This is a genomic window from Methylosinus sp. RM1 (assembly GCF_011378635.1).
GTDB lineage: Bacteria > Pseudomonadota > Alphaproteobacteria > Rhizobiales > Beijerinckiaceae > Methylosinus > Methylosinus sporium.
On the sequence record NZ_WOVC01000013.1, the window covers coordinates 43,421 to 58,043 of the forward strand.

Consider the following 14,623-nt stretch of genomic DNA (forward strand, 5'->3'; position numbering starts at 1 on the left):
GAAGCAGATCGTCGTCAACCGTAGCGGATCGCTTCCCCGTTCAGCGCTCTCGCCGTTCCCTTCGGTCGCTTCGCATCGGCCGATCGTGCGACGAGGCGAATGCGTTTCGTCGCGCCCGGCGCGAGATGCAGCCAATTGTCGCGAGGAAGAAAAAATTCGTCGTCGATCGCCACCGATTGCGCGGCGAGGTTCGTCGACAGAGCGAGAACGAATCCGTCGCCGTCTTCCGCGATCTCCGCGCGTAGCCCGAGCTGCGATTTGATCGCGCTGCGCCCGAGCGGAAAATGAAAGGCGTCGATCTCGGCGCCGCTTTGCGCGACTGTGAAGCGCGCCACTGTCAAATCATGCGACGGCGGGCCGAAATTATAGGCGAGCGCCGTATCGAAGAAGCCGCCCCAGAATTCCGCGTCGCGCAATGTGGTGACGCCATGCGGCTCGACGGCGACTCTGCGGCTCGTTTTCATCACCGGCACATGGCCGTCGCGATAGCAGGCGAGCGAAATCTCGCCTTCTATGCGCTGCGGTCCGTCGTTGCGCAGATGCGCGAAGAGCCCGTTGACGCCTTCGTCCGTGAGCATGAGCGACAGCGGACGAAAGGCGCGCGCCAAAGCGTGATAGGCGGATTTCGGCTCGCCGCGCGCATCGAGAACGCCCCAGCCGGCGCCGGGCCACAGATCCTCGAGGAACCAGACGATGGCGCCATGAGTCGTAGAGCCGCCGCGTCGCCATTCGCCGATCGTCGCCTCCATCGTCTCGGCCACTGCGGCGCGCGCTATGTCGAGATAGAGTTGCGGATCGCTCTCGCGCAACGTCGCCGGATCGCAGCCATAGAGCAGCCGCATATAATGTTCGGTGACGTCGCCGAAAGTCTGCGTCGCGCCCATGTCGCGCGCGATGCGTCCGGCGAAGAGAGGCGATGCGAGCGGGGCGTCGCCGAAGTCGCGGCGTAACGCGGCGTCATCCGCGATATTGGCGAAGCCGAGACATTCGGAGGCGAAGCGCACATTGGCGCGGCGCGCATCGTCCAGGCCGCGGCGATAGGCGCCCACTCCGTAGTAATGCGATACGCTCGTGTCCGAATGAAAGGGCAGGGGTCCGCCGGAAGGCGAATTCTCGACATAAATCGTATCCGGCCGCTGCGCATGGACGAGCCGCGGAAGCGTTTCGTCGAACAGCGGCGAGCGCCATTTCGCTTCGGCGAGGCCGAGCATGGAGGCTTGCTGATAGACCTCGCTGCCGCCACAGAGCACGGCGAGCGAAGGCGAAGATCGCGTGCGCGCCAAAAACTCCGTCGCTTCTCTTTCGACGCTGGCGCGAAAGGCGGCGTCCTGAAACGGATAATCGAAATTGGCGAAGGCGAAGTCCTGCCAGACCAAAATCCCGAGCTCGTCGCAGAGCGCGTAGAAATCATCGCTCTCGTAGAGAGTGACGCCGGGAATGCGGACCATGTTCATGCCGGCGTCGCGCATGGCGCGCAACAGCGGCGCGCAATCCTCGCGCTCGCCAGCGAGTGAAACTGCGTCGGCCGTCGTCCAGCAGGCGCCGCGGCAGAAGAGAGCAATGCCGTTCACGCGAAGCGCGAAGCCGGCGCCGTCCGCGCCGCGATCGACGTCGATGTCGCGAAAGCCGGTGCGGCCGAGATCGACGCTAAGATCGCCGATCGTCGCCGCGACAGCGTAGAGATGCGGCTCGCCATGCGTATGCGGCGTCCACAGCCGTGCATCCGGCAGAGCGAGCGTCGCCTCGATGCGAGCGTCGGCGACGTGCTCGAAACGCGTTTCCGCCTCGCCGCAGAAGAGCCGAGCAGGAGCGTCTGCAACGCCGGAAATCTCGAGCGCGACGCGCAGGCTGGCGCGACCTTCGTGGACGAGTGGGCGCATATCGATAGCGCGCAGACGCAGCGCGCCATGCTCGATCAGCTCGACTTCACGCCACGGTCCGAGCGGCGGCGTCGGCGGCGCGAAGCCGGGCAGGCGGCCGAGCGCCGTCGTGCGAATGTGGCGTAGCCCCGCCGGAGCGATCATCCGCGGCCGCCAGCGCGCGCGTCCGCTCTTCGTCGCGATCTCGCGCTCGACGGAGCGAAAGCGAATGTGGAGATCATGCGCGCCAGGCGTCTCGATCTCTATTCGATGCGCATGAAACATATTGTCCGAGCGCAGCGCGAGTCGGCCGTCGAGATAGACATCCGCGAGAGTGGCGAGGCCGTGCAGCTGCAATTCCGCCCGCGCCGAATTGACGAAGGCGGTCTTGTACCAGACGTCGATCGAATCGAGCGGCGGCAGATCGTCGAAGCTCGCGCCTTCCGCGATCAGCGCCTGCGCCAGCGTGCCCGGAACGCGCGCGGCGCGCCAGCGCGCGGCGGCGGGGATGTCGGAGGGCTGCGTCCATTCGCCCGCTTCGTCGATCGCAAAAGTCCAACCGGCGTCGAGACGCTGGCGCTTTTCTCCTTCGACGCGCGCACGCATCGGCGACCTCAGCGCAGCTTGGCCGAGAGACCTGCGAACAAGCCGTCATAGACGGCGGCGAGCTCATCCAGCGTCTCGCGCGGATCATAGACGCGCTTGCGCGCGGAGGCGCGCGCCGCCTGGAACTGCATCGCCTTGGCGCCGGCGGAAATGCGCCGGCAGGCGTCCGCTTCGGCGGCGAGATCGCCGTCCGGCCGCAGCCAGTCGAGATGGCCGCCGAGCAGCTCGAAATTGGCGCCGAGCTGGCGAAACGTGTTGAAGGCGAGGCTGTGGAAGAAGCAGGGCGGCCGCGCCTCGAGCACGCTCCACAGCGCCGGGAAGCGCGCGGCGAAGGCGCGGATCGGATTGTCGCTCGGGCGGCGCGCGAAATGCTCGCTCGCCAGCGCTTCCGCCAATGCGCGCAAATCTCTATGCGGGCGCTCGCGGTCGAAGCGCACGAATTCGGCGTAAGGGAACAGGCTCGACGGATCGCGCGCCTCGCCGGCGCGGCCGAAGATGGCGTCGAAATCTTCGCCATCCAGCGCGAAATAGCCGTCATTGTGGAAATAGTCGATCCGCCGCGCGCACATGTCGATTTCCGTGACGCCGATCGTCGTCTTGGAATGATCGATGCGGTAGGTGACGCCGCGCGTGTCCGGCAGATGATAGCCGTCCACTTCCACCATCACCACGCGGCCGCGCGCGGTCTGGCGCACGATATGATCGTCGAGCCGATCATAGAGCGCCAGCTCCTCGACGCGAAGGCCGTAGAGGCGCTCGAGATCGGCGAGTCGCGGCTTGAAGAAGGTGAATTGGTCTTCTTCGCAATCCTGCGCCAGCGTGAAGCCGAGCATGGCCTCGGGCTCGAAGCCGCGCATGGCCACGAGCTCGATCATGAGGTCGACATAGCAATTGGTCTGCGGCCAATCGCGTTCTGCATGATGCAGCGCATGACGGAAATGCGGCTTCGCCGGCTTCGGCGGCGTAAGCTCCGCGTCAGAGCGAGAGAGCAGCGCGGACTGAGTTCGGCCAGCCATTGGTGTCGATCCCATGATGTTTGAACAAGGCGAGGGCGAGACGCTCCATGCCGAAGCCGACGCAAGCGGTGTGCGCCGTCTCGCCCGAAGCGGCCTTGATGCCCCAGAGCTCGCCGAAGTGGTCCTGATGATAGTTGAAGCTCTGGCAGGCGGTCGGATTTTCCGTGCTCTCGATCGGCACCAGCAGCTCGAATTTCAGCGCCTGCTCGCGCTGGCTCGACGCCATCATGCGCCCGGCGCGGCCGAAAAAAGGATCATTCGCGACATCGATGTGATGCGGAAGCTGCAGCGTCTCTGCGAAGTCGCGCGCGCGCTCCAGCCAGGATTCGCGGAAGCTCGCAGCTTGCTCCGGAAGGCCGATGCGCACGAATTCGCGCATACGGAACATTTGCATACGCGCAGGATCTTTCGACGGCTCGTGGCGGAAGCAATAGGATTGGATGTCGAAGAGACCGCCTTCCGGCGCGAGCGGCCCGCGCCGCGCGACGATCGGATAGAGCGGATAGCAGGCGGCGGGAGTCAGCACGATGTCGGTCGCGCCCTGTCCGCCGGTCCAGTCGCCGCCATTGTGAATATTGTCGAGAAGGGCGAGATGATCCCTCTCGCTGCCGGCGAAGCTGTGAACCGTGCCGGCGAGCTGCGGAAAATTCTTCATGTAGCCGCTCTTCTCGAAGAGCGCGCGATTCATGCCGGGCGGAAAGCGGATGACCTCGGCATGATCATTCGCGGCGGTGCGCGTGATCAGCCGATCCATTCCCTCTATGACCGCCTCGAAGGCCTGCCCCCGGCCATAGAGTCCGTCGACGCCGGTCTCATGCAGAACGCCTTTGGCGAAGAGGCGGTCGAGGAAGCTGTCGCAGGCCTGGCACATGGGTCACTCTCCCAGCCGCTGGTCGATGCGCTGCGCGAGCAGCATGTTGGATAGATTGGTGAAGATGCGATCGTTCGAGATCATCACCTGCGCCGAGAGCGCGTCGCGCATGTGGCGTCCGACGCTGAAGGGCGTGTCGTTCTTGTAGCCCGCGATGCCGGCGATCAGCAGCGCATGATTGATGATCTCGATCGAGAGTTGCGACGAGCCGATCTTGATGTTGTTCATCGCGACGGCGAAGCTCATCGAATTGAGGTCGTCCTCATTCTGCTGCGCCTTGGCGAAGCGCTTGAGGCCTTCGACGATATTGGAGCGCATGAGCTGCAGCTTTGCTGTCGCTTCCGCGAGGCGCAGCGCGCCGGGAGCCGGGCCATTCGGATGGCGGCGCGCATCCTTGCGCACGAAGGATTGCGCGCGCGAGAGCGCGTCGGAGGCGACGCCGAACCATACGGCGCTCCACAGGAGATGCGCGGTCGCGAGCATGGACTCGGAGGCGATCTCGGCGAAATCATGAGTGAAGATCTGCTCGACCGGCGCCTCGCCGCTGAAGGTGAATCCTTCGCTGCAAGTGCCGCGCATTCCGAGCGCGTCCCAGCCGCCGGTGCGCTCGAGACGATATTGGCTCTTCTCGAGCACTGCCATTTGCTGATCGGAGGGCGGCGCGTCGGCGGCGCGGCGCGCGGTGACGAGGATCGCGTCGGAATAGGCGCCATAGGAAATGAGCGCGCCTTCCTTGGCGATGCGGAATGTCGCGCCATCGCGCTCGAAGGCGCAAATGCTGTTGCGCATATTGCCGCCGACGCCGCCTTCGGTCGTCGCGGAGCCGAGCAGCAGCTGCTCGTCGCAGAGGCGGCGCATGAAGTCCTCGTGCCAGGCGCTGCCGCGGCCATGCGCGACGAGGCTCGACACTTTGATCTGATGCATGGCGAAGATCATCGCCGTCGAGGCGCATCGCTGGCCGAGCGAGGTGCAGATCTCCGCGACGTCGAAGAGCGAAGCTCCGCCGCCGCCGAATTCGACCGGGATCAGCAGCGACAGAAGTCGCGCGTCCTTGAGCGCCCGGACCGCTTCGATGGGAAAGCGGCCATTGCGGTCGACATCGTCGGCGTGGCGGGCGGCTGTCGTGACGACATCGGCTCCGCGATCGAGCGGCGCATTCATCAGGCGGCTTCCTCACCCTTGAGCTCATGCAGGCAGCCGGCGATCGCCGAGATCGAGGAGAAGCTGCGACGATTGAGCATATGATCGGGGAATTCGACGTCGAAGGTCTCTTCGAGCGCCAGCATGAGCTGGACGGCGGCGAAGGATGTGAGGCCCGCCGCGTAGAGATCGGCGTCGTCGCCGATCGCCGTGGCCGCTTTCGACAAACGTCCTTGTTCATCGACGAGTCGTCTAATCGTATCGAGCATCCTCATCTCCATCGACCAAGCTCTAGTTCCATCGTCACCATACGCTGTCGCGCATTATTTTCAGCTAATTTGCAGCCAGTTGGTGAACAGTTTGCGGATTTGACCGTCGCCAAATCCAGTTTTGGCCGTTGCCAAATCCATTCCATAAAATTCGACGCGTTCCGGCGAGGGTTTCGCGCCGATCTGAGTGAAAATGGCACGCGGCTATGCTGCGCTGGACACGAGCGAGACACTCGAGGCGTCCCGATTTCTGTCACAACGGAGCCGTCTGGCTATTTCGCGCCGCGGGACCCTAATTTCGACATGAAGAAGATGAATGAGAGAAGAGGGGTTCAAGAAAAGTTAACCATGAAATGGAACATTCGTCTTCAACGTGAATGTGGGGGCTGCGCTCGCTTGTTCGACGTCGAAACGGAACTCGCGTGATGTTGGATTATGAATCCGGGTCGAAAGGCGTGGCGGAGCGTGAACGTCCTGCGGCCGCGGAGCCGAGGCGCGCCCGTTCCTCGCTGACGCCGGGACGGCTGATCGCGCTCGCGCTTCGCAACAAGCTGTTCATCGTGTCGGTGGCGCTCGCCTGTGCGGCCGGGGGCTATGCGCTGACCAAGCTGCTGACGCCGCGCTATGTCGCCGCCGCGCAAATCTATCTCGATCCGCGCGGTCTGCCCGGCCTCGAGGGCGACGCCAATCAGGGGCAGGATTCCACCGGCTTCATCAATTTCGTCGAGACGCAGACGCGCATCTTGACCTCGCAGGTCGTGCTCGAGCGCGTCGTCGAAGCCGAGAAGCTGACCGACGATCCCGAGTTCGGCGCGTCGACGTCGTTGTTCGGCAAGCTGTTCGGCCATTTCGGCCGCACGCCGACCAAGGAGGAGATCGTCGCCGGCGCCGTGCGCGCTCTCGGCACGAAGATCATGGTGCGGCGTCCCGAGCGCACCTTCATCATCGATATCGCCGCCTCGAGCGACAATGCCCAGAAGTCGGCGCGCATCGCCAATGCGGTGGCGCAGGCCTATATCGATGTGCGCTCGGCCATGCATAAGGACGCCGCGAATCAGGCGGCGACATCCTTCACGGGACGTCTCGACGGACTGCGCGAGCGCCTGCTCGCCGCCGAAAAATCGGTCGAGGCCTATAAGGCCGAAAACGGCTTCGTCGGCACGCGGGACTCTTACATCGACGAGCAGCGGCTGAAAGAGCTCAATCAGCAGCTCACTTTCGCCCGTACGCGGCTCGAGGACACGCGCTCGCGTTTCGAGCAGGCGCAGCGCGCGGCGCGGTCCGATACCGAGCTCGCCGCTATCGCCGCCAATATGAATCTCACGACCTTGAACGCTCTGCGCGGGCAGCAGGCGGAGGCGGCGCAAAAGCTCGCCGATCTCTCCGCCGAGCTCGGGCCGCAGCATCCGGTCGTCAAAAACGTCACGGCGCGGCTCGCGGAAACGCGGCGTCTCGTCAGCGCGGAGCTCGCGCGCGTCGCGGCCTCGCTGCGCAAGGATTATGAGCGGGCGCGCGGCACGGAAGAGGCGCTGAACCGCGAGATGCAGAAGCTCGAGAGCAAGGCTGTCCTCTCGGCGCAAGCCTCCGTCAAGCTGCGCGATCTCGAACGTGAGGTCGAGGTCAGCCGCAGCATTTACGAATCCTTCCTGACGCGCTCGCGTCAGACCGGCGAGGCGCGTCAGCTCGACGCCGCCAGCACGCATATCATCACAATGGCGACGCCGCCCATCGCGCGCAGCTTTCCGCCCGGCGCCGGTCTGATGACGAGCGCCGGCTTCGTAGCGGGTCTCACTCTGGGGCTCGGCCTGGTGTTTCTGCGCGAGCGCGGCTTCAGCGGCGCGGACCCGGAAGCTGCGCCCCGTCGCGACGCCGAAGCCGAGCCGCTGCGCATCGCCGTGACCGATGCGACGAAATTCACTGTTCGCGGCCCGGCGGCGGAGCCGGACCGGCTCGAATTGACGCGGCTCGGAATTCCCTTCGTGCGGCCCTTCGCCGATCGCCGCGAGCTCGAGGCGGTGGTGTCGCGCTTCAGCGCGCTGGTCGAGGCGAGCGCGCATCGCCCGCTCGTCGTCGGAATCGTCGGCGACGCGCCGGGCTCGATCCGCACCGTGATGGCGGTCAATATCGCTCTGGCGTTGCGTTTGCAGCATCTCGAGGTCGCGCTCATCGACGCCGACCGCGATCATGCGGCGCTCACCGTTCTCATCGAGGATGGCCTCGAGGCTTTCGGCGACGCCGAGGATCCTTTCGTGCGCACGGATGACAGCGTGCTGCTGGCGTTGCCCGCCATCGATCGGCGCTCGCGCTCGGCCGGCGCGGTCGAGCGGATCGTGGATGATTTCCGTGACGGCTGTCCGGCCGAGGTCGACATTGTGCTTTGTGACGGCGTCGGCTCGGACGAGAGCATGTTCGAGCGGCTCGACTGTGTTGCGCCGGTGCTCGGCCGCGATCAAGACGAGGAGACCGCGATCGCCGAGCTTCCGCAGGCGCTACGCGCGAAGATCGCCGTGATTTTGCGGGTCGATCACAGCGACCCCTGGCTGCCGCGCCGCGATGCGCGCCGCCGCTCGCAGGCGCGCAGGTCCGCCTGAGGCGGACATGTCTCGGCGCGGAAATCCTCTTCGACGCGATCGAAGCCATCGATGATGGCCGCCGAAGAAGGGGCGGCGAACCGGCGGCCGGCTTCGCGCAGCTTCGCCGCGACATCCAGCGCGAAGTCTGGCAGCGCGAAGTCTGGATTGCCGCCATCCCTCGGAAAGAGGCGAACCGTTTCGCTCAGCGGCCGGTCTTCACCCTGGTCCATTCGCGGGTGACGACCTTCTGGAGCGGCTGATCCGGGGCCGTGACGGTGAAGAGGCGCTTCATTGTCGCCGCATCGGGATAAATGGCCGGATTTTCGGCGATCTCCTTGTCGACCAACGGCCGCGAGGCGGCGACGCCATTGGCGAAATTGGCGATTTTGGTGTTGCGGGCGGCGACCTCCGGCCGCAGCAGATAATCGATGAAGAGATGCGCCTCGTCGGGATGCGGCGCGTCCTTGGGAATGGCGAGGCTGTCGATCGACATCAGCGTCCCTTCCTGCGGGATCACATAATTGATTTCGACGCCATTGGCCGCCTCGCGCGCGCGATTGCGCGCCTGGAAGCTGTCGCCGGCCCAGCCGATGGCGAGGCAAATATCGCCATTGGCGAGCGCATTTATATATTCGGAGGAGTGGAATTTCTTTATGTGCCGCCGCAGGCCGGAGAGAAGATCGGCGGCGCGGCGAATGTCGCCCGGCTCCTTGGAATTGGGATCGAGCTTCAGATAATTGAGCGCAATCGAGAACATATCTTCGGGACTGTCGAGCACATAGACGCCGCAATCGGCGAATTTGCGCAGATTTTCGGGCTTCAGCACCTGCTCCCAGGAGGCGATCGGCTTGTCGCCGATGCGTTCTTTGATCTTGGCGACATTATAGGCGACGCCGGTGGTGAACCACATATAGGGCGCCGCATGGGCGTTGGAGGGATCATAGCGCGCGAGGCGCTGCGCGATCTCCGGCCAGACATTGTCGATATTCTTGAGCTTGCTCTTGTCGAGCGGCCGATAGACGCCGGCCTTTATCTGCCGTTGCAGAAAGGTGGCGGAGGGGACGACGACATCGTAGCCGGAGGAGCCGGCGAGCAGGCGCGTCTCCAAAATCTCGTTGGAATCATAGGTGTCGTAGACGACCTTGGCGCCCGTCTCGCGGGTGAAGTCCTCGAGCGCGCGCGGGTCGATATAGTCGCTCCAATTGAAGATATTGACGACCCGCTCCGCGCCCTGCGCTCCCATGGCGCCGCCGAGCAGCAACAGACATGCGGCGAGAATTCTCATTCGACCTGCTCTCCCTCAGCGTCGGGCGATTCGTTCGCCGCGAATTGTTTCGCCGCATATTGCTTCACGGCTTGCGCGCCGCGCCGCCCCATGGGCACAATGGCTGTCCTCTCGCTCTCCCGCCATTCCGAGATTATGCGATGGAGCCCGTCTCTGCGCTCGAAAGTCTGCGCGAGCAAAACGCCCGTCTCGTGACGCGCGGCGCGCGGCGCTATTTGCGCGCGGCGGGTTTTTCCGTGCTCGCGGAGCTGCCGTTGCCGGGCGGGCGGCGAGCCGATCTCGTCGCGCTCGCGGCCGACGGCGCTCTGCGCATCGTCGAGGTGAAGAGCTCGCTCGCGGACTTCCGGGCCGATCGCAAATGGATGGACTATCGCCTCCATTGTGACCGCTTCTACTTCGCCATTCCCTGCGATCTTTCCGAGGAGGCTTTTCCAGCGGACGCCGGCCTCATCGTCGCCGACGCGCATGGCGCCATGCTGGCGCGCGAGGCGCCGGCTCACAAGCTCGCTCCCGCGAGTCGCAAGGCCATGTTGCTGCGTTTTGCCGGCGCCGCGGCGGAGCGGCTTCACCACGCCCTGCATCGCGACGAATTCTGACCGCCGCGTGTCATCGCGGCGCGCTCATCGCGGCGCGCGCTTGGCCAATATGCGTTGCAGCGTGCGGCGATGCATGTTGAGCCGGCGCGCCGTCTCCGACACATTGCGGTCGCAGCTCTCATAGACGCGCTGAATATGCTCCCAGCGCACGCGATCGGCCGACATGGGATTGTCGACCGCGTCGGGCTTGTCGATCTTCGTCGCCATCAGCGCATGATAGATTTCGTCGGCGTCGGCGGGCTTGGCCAGATAGTCGAAGGCGCCGAGCTTCACCGCCGTCACCGCCGTGGCGATATTGCCATAGCCGGTGAGGATGATGCCGCGCGCATCCGGACGCTTCACCTTGAGCGACGAGATGACGTCGATTCCATTGCCGTCGCCGAGCCGCATGTCGATGATGGCGAAGGCCGGCGGGGCCGCCTCGACCGCCGCCAATCCTTCCGCGACGCTCTCGACCGCGGTGACGAGAAAGCCGCGCGCCTCCATAGCGCGGGTGAGCCGGCCGAGGAAGGGCTTGTCGTCCTCCACGATCAGCAGCGTGAGCTCGTGCGGAATCTCCCCGATCGCGGCCTCCACGGCCGCATCGAAATCATTGTGTTCGGCTGCGCCAGCATCGTCGATCATGCGTCGTCGTCCTGCTTTGGGATGATTCAATATAGCATCACACCGCGTCGGACGAAGGCGTTTGTTGGTCCAAGTCTCGCTTCGAGCCCCGTTCCAACTCCCGCTCGCGTCCGCTGTCGCTATTGCCCGACGAGCGCTCGAGCGCGGCGCGCGGCCAGGTGATCGTCACCTTGGCGCCTGTGCTGGGCGCCTGCACATTGGCCGTCGTCACAGTGGCGCCGGAGCGCTCGAGCAGCGTCTTGGCGATGAAGAGGCCGAGGCCGAGGCCGGAGCCCGGCTCGTTCTTGGTGCGCCGGTCGGTGGGGCGTCCGCTGACATAAGGGTCGCCCAGGCGATTGAGAATCGCCTGTGAAAATCCCGGCCCGTCGTCCTCTATGACGATGACGACGAGCTCCTTCGACCACAGCGCTTCTATGCGCACGCGCGAGCTGGCGAAATCGACGGCGTTCTCGACGAGATTGCCGAGGCCGTAGACGATGCCGGGATTGCGCGAGAAGCTCGGCTCCTCGGGCGGACCGCGCCGCGTCAATTCTATGTCCACGCCGAAGGCGCGATGCGGGTCGACCACCTCCTCGAGCAAAGTCTCGAGCGTCTGCATGTCGAGCAGGCTGCCGGTGTCGGCCTGACCGAGCGAGACGAGCTTGCGCAAAATCTCGCGACAGCGCCGCGCCTCCTGCGCGAGCAGAGCGAGATCGTCGGCGAGCGCCGGCGCCGAGGCCAGCGCGGATTTTTGCAGCTCCTTCGTCACCACGGCGATGGTCGCGAGCGGCGTGCCGAGCTCATGCGCGGCCGCGGCGGCAAGGCCGTCCAATTGCGAGAGATGCTGCTCGCGCTCCAGCACCAGCTCGGTCGCCGCCAGCGCGGTCGACAATTGGCGCGCCTCGTCGGAGACGCGGGCGGCGTAGAGGCCGATGAAGGCCGCGCTCAGCACCAGCGCAGTCCACACGCCCGTGCGATAGAGCAGCGGAAAATGCAGCTCCACGCCCTCGTACCAGGGCAAGGGCTGAAATTCGACGGTCAATATCGTCGCCGCGGCGATCATCAGCACGCCGAGCAGAATGGTGAGCTTGCGCGGCAGCGACACGGCCGAGATCATCACCGGCGCCAGAAACAGCATGGCGAAAGGATTGGCGACGCCGCCGGTGAGATAGAGCAGGGCGGAGAGCTGCAATATGTCATAGGCCAAGAGCAACGCCGCCTCGCCGTCGTCGAGACGGAATGTGCGCGTCGTGGCGAGCCGCAGCGCAGCGTTGAGGCAGGCCGAGGTCGCAATCGCGATGAAGCTCAGACCGATCGGGAAATCGAACTGAAAATAGAAGAAGGTGACGAGCGTCGCGAAGGTCTGGCCTGCGATCGCCAGCCAGCGCAGGATGATGAGCGTGTCGACGCGAAGTTGGCGGGCCTGATGGCCGAAATCGGCGTCGGCGGTATTGGTCATGAGGCGGCGTTGTCTCGAAAATTGCAGCAGCGCGAGACGCGCGGCTCTGTGATTTGTAGCGCGTTTCGCCTGTGCTCGGCAGCGATTTTCCGTAGGACTATATGCCGCGCCCCCTCGCCGCGCGCCATAGCCGCCATTGTCGTCGCCATTGCGCGGGCTCGGCGATGGAGCGGAAGGGATCGAAGCCTTTGCGCTCCATCTCGCCGAGATAGAGTGGAATCAAAGCGGCGGGCAGCAGCGCGGCGCGCGCCGCGCCATCGCCGCGCACGGATTTGCGCGCTCTCTCGAAAGCGTCGCGGGCCGCGCCGCGCAGTTCCGCCAGAGCGGCGGCGACCGCCGGCGTCGCTTTCGCTTCGGCGAAATCCTCCGCGGCGCGATGGCGCGCGAGAAGATCGGCGGGCGCGAATCGCTGCCCCTGCGCCAGATGGCGGGGCAGGGCGCGCAAAATCGCCGTGAGGCCATAGGCGCGACCGGCGAGGCGCAGCGCCTCCTCCTGCCGCGCGGCGTCCGCAGCGTCGATGATGCGCGCGCGCCAGCGCAGAGGCGCGCCGAACACGCGGTCGCAATAGGTCTCGAGCGCCTCGAGGCTCTCCATCGGATCGTCATAGAGATCGAAACTATGCGCTTCGAGCAGCTCGGAGACCTCTTCGCGCGGGATGGTGCAGCGGTTCAGCGTATCGAAAAGAGCGTCGGCGATCGGATGGGCGCGGGCGCCTTCGTTATCGTCCGCCGCCTCCAGCGCATCGTACCACCAGCGCAGCCGCATCTCGCCGAGAATCGGCTGCGAGACACGGGCGCGCACGCTGGAAATCTCCGCCGCGAAAGCGCCGATCGCATGGAGATGCGGCCGCGCCTGCGCCGGCGCGAACAGGCAGGCGAGCCAAAGGTCGAGGTCCTGCTCGCGCAGCGCCGCCTCGCAATGGCGGTAGTGCTCGGCGAGCTCCGTCTCGCGCTCGGTCGTCGCGGCCTCATCCATGGGCGAAACCTCGGCTCACACCACGATCAGCACGGCGGCGACGCGGCGGTCTTCGTCGAGCAGCATATTATAGGTGCGAACGGCGGCTCCGGTGGCCATGGCTTCGACCATGATTCCCGCCTGCTTCAGCCGCGCGCGCGAGGCGACCGAGGGCGGCCGCAAATTTTCGCCGGAGCCGAAGATCAGCAGTTCGATCGTCCCTTCGCCCTCGGCGAAGAGAGGAGCGAGCGCGGCCTCGTCGATTTCCGCCGCGGCGACCGCCTCCAGCGCATGAATTCCCGAGGGCAGCGCGAGCAGCGAGCCGCGATGCGACATTTCCGCGAAGCGAAAGCCGCCGCCACCATAGGACTCTATCTTATGGCGGCCCGGAACGAAGCCTCGACCCTGCTCGGCCATCAGGCCGCTTTGGGCTTGGCGCGCGTCGTCGCTTTGGCGGCCTTGCTCGGCGCCGTCTCCGGCGCCTTGTCGGTGTCCTCGTTGCGCAGGCCGAGATAGATCAGCATGGGTGAGCAGATGAAGACGGAGGAATAGGTGGCGACGAAAATGCCCCAGATCATGGCGAGCGAGAAGGAGCGGATCACATGGCCCCCGAAGATCGCCAGCGACAGCAGCGCCAGAAACACCGTCGTCGCCGTCATGATCGTGCGCGGCAGCACGGCGTTGATGGAGAGGTCGATCATCTGATCGGTCGGCATTTTCTTATATTTGCGCATCATCTCGCGAATACGGTCGAGCACGACGACGGTCTCGTTCAGCGAATAGCCGACGATGGTCAGGATCGCCGCGATCGACGTCGTGTTGAATTCGAGATGGGTGAGCGAGAAGAAGCCGACGGTGAGCAGAAGATCGTGCATTGTGGCGATGACCGCGCCGACGGCGAATTGCCATTCGAAGCGGAACCACAAATAGGTGAGCACGGCGACGATGGAGAGCACGACGCCGAGCGTGCCGGACTGCACCAGCTCCCCGGAGACGCGCGGGCCGACCACCTCGACGCGGCGCAGCTCATAGTCGGAGCCGACCGAGCCGCGGACCTTTTCGACCGCCGCCTGCTGGGCGACGTCGCCGCCCTTCTGCGGTCCGAAGCGGATCGTCGCATCCGATTGATTGCCGAAGGCCTGCACCTCGACGTCGCCGAGCTCGAGCTTCTCCATGGTCGAGCGCAGCGTCGCGATCTCGGCGTCGCCGGTCTTGGCGCGCAATTCGATGACCGTGCCGCCGGCGAAGTCGATGCCGAAATTCATGCCGCTGAGAAAGAACAGCAGCAGTGAGCAAATGGAGAGAAAGGCCGAGAACGGATAGCTCACGCGGCGGAACCGCATGAAGGGGAACTTGGTGTTCTCCGGGGCGAGACGCAGCAGCTTCATGTC

14 protein-coding genes are annotated in these 14,623 nt (G+C 65.1%); 2 read left to right on the top strand and 12 right to left on the bottom strand.

Going from position 1 to position 14,623, the window contains the following annotated elements; genetic code table 11:
- Nucleotides 1–14: 14 nt before the first annotated feature.
- Genes FMZ75_RS11165 through FMZ75_RS11185 form a run of 5 tightly spaced genes read right to left on the bottom strand, consistent with a single transcriptional unit; the run spans nucleotide 15 to nucleotide 5,761 of the window.
- A complete protein-coding gene (locus FMZ75_RS11165) occupies nucleotides 15–2,465 on the bottom strand; it encodes a glycoside hydrolase family 2 protein (protein ID WP_166142826.1) in 2,451 nt (816 codons plus the stop codon).
- Nucleotides 2,466–2,473: 8 nt separating this feature from the next.
- Nucleotides 2,474–3,481: a DUF1839 family protein gene (locus tag FMZ75_RS11170; protein WP_166142828.1), complete on the bottom strand. Its 1,008-nt coding sequence runs from the start codon at nucleotides 3,479–3,481 to the stop codon at nucleotides 2,474–2,476.
- Nucleotides 3,441–4,352 (bottom strand): amino acid--[acyl-carrier-protein] ligase, encoded by a 912-nt coding sequence (locus FMZ75_RS11175; RefSeq protein WP_166142830.1) that lies wholly within the window; start codon nucleotides 4,350–4,352, stop codon nucleotides 3,441–3,443. Before FMZ75_RS11175 ends, FMZ75_RS11170 begins: the two co-directional genes overlap by 41 nt.
- A 3-nt stretch (nucleotides 4,353–4,355) precedes the next feature.
- Entirely contained in the window at nucleotides 4,356–5,513 is a 1,158-nt protein-coding gene (locus FMZ75_RS11180) for an acyl-CoA dehydrogenase family protein (RefSeq protein WP_142863815.1), read from the bottom strand.
- On the bottom strand, nucleotides 5,513–5,761 hold the full coding sequence (locus FMZ75_RS11185) for an acyl carrier protein (RefSeq protein WP_108918379.1): 249 nt from the start codon (nucleotides 5,759–5,761) through the stop codon (nucleotides 5,513–5,515). Before FMZ75_RS11185 ends, FMZ75_RS11180 begins: the two co-directional genes overlap by 1 nt.
- A 425-nt stretch (nucleotides 5,762–6,186) precedes the next feature.
- Between FMZ75_RS11185 and FMZ75_RS11190 the strand changes: the two genes are divergently transcribed.
- A complete protein-coding gene (locus FMZ75_RS11190) occupies nucleotides 6,187–8,352 on the top strand; it encodes a GumC family protein (protein WP_166142832.1) in 2,166 nt (721 codons plus the stop codon).
- Here the strand turns inward: FMZ75_RS11190 and FMZ75_RS21310 are convergent.
- Together FMZ75_RS21310 and FMZ75_RS11195 are read right to left on the bottom strand one after the other, a co-directional pair.
- Nucleotides 8,286–8,564 (bottom strand): hypothetical protein, encoded by a 279-nt coding sequence (locus tag FMZ75_RS21310; protein WP_207783387.1) that lies wholly within the window; start codon nucleotides 8,562–8,564, stop codon nucleotides 8,286–8,288. The two genes, FMZ75_RS11190 and FMZ75_RS21310, sit on opposite strands and share 67 nt — an antisense overlap.
- Complete coding sequence (locus tag FMZ75_RS11195; protein WP_166142834.1) at nucleotides 8,537–9,619, bottom strand: polyamine ABC transporter substrate-binding protein; 1,083 nt, start codon at nucleotides 9,617–9,619, stop codon at nucleotides 8,537–8,539. The genes FMZ75_RS21310 and FMZ75_RS11195 overlap by 28 nt, the downstream gene beginning before the upstream one ends.
- A gap of 140 nt (nucleotides 9,620–9,759) precedes the next feature.
- Between FMZ75_RS11195 and FMZ75_RS11200 the strand changes: the two genes are divergently transcribed.
- On the top strand, nucleotides 9,760–10,215 hold the full coding sequence (locus tag FMZ75_RS11200) for an MmcB family DNA repair protein (protein ID WP_142863818.1): 456 nt from the start codon (nucleotides 9,760–9,762) through the stop codon (nucleotides 10,213–10,215).
- A 24-nt stretch (nucleotides 10,216–10,239) separates the two neighbouring features.
- On the opposite strand, the gene FMZ75_RS11205 is transcribed toward FMZ75_RS11200, so the two are convergent.
- The 5 genes from FMZ75_RS11205 to secF form a co-directional block, all read right to left on the bottom strand.
- Nucleotides 10,240–10,839, bottom strand: coding sequence for an ActR/PrrA/RegA family redox response regulator transcription factor (locus FMZ75_RS11205; protein ID WP_246659939.1), 600 nt, complete (start codon nucleotides 10,837–10,839; stop codon nucleotides 10,240–10,242).
- A 37-nt stretch (nucleotides 10,840–10,876) separates the two neighbouring features.
- Nucleotides 10,877–12,277 carry an ActS/PrrB/RegB family redox-sensitive histidine kinase gene (locus FMZ75_RS11210; RefSeq protein ID WP_108918375.1) on the bottom strand — a complete coding sequence of 467 codons (1,401 nt, stop codon included), beginning with the start codon at nucleotides 12,275–12,277 and terminating at the stop codon, nucleotides 10,877–10,879.
- A 97-nt stretch (nucleotides 12,278–12,374) separates the two neighbouring features.
- Complete coding sequence (locus FMZ75_RS11215) at nucleotides 12,375–13,253, bottom strand: squalene/phytoene synthase family protein (protein ID WP_166142836.1); 879 nt, start codon at nucleotides 13,251–13,253, stop codon at nucleotides 12,375–12,377.
- Nucleotides 13,254–13,268: 15 nt separating this feature from the next.
- Nucleotides 13,269–13,649: an Mth938-like domain-containing protein gene (locus tag FMZ75_RS11220; RefSeq protein ID WP_142863821.1), complete on the bottom strand. Its 381-nt coding sequence runs from the start codon at nucleotides 13,647–13,649 to the stop codon at nucleotides 13,269–13,271.
- On the bottom strand, nucleotides 13,649–14,620 hold the full coding sequence (secF, locus tag FMZ75_RS11225) for a protein translocase subunit SecF (protein ID WP_142863822.1): 972 nt from the start codon (nucleotides 14,618–14,620) through the stop codon (nucleotides 13,649–13,651). Before secF ends, FMZ75_RS11220 begins: the two co-directional genes overlap by 1 nt.
- Between the last annotated feature and the right edge of the window lie 3 nt (nucleotides 14,621–14,623).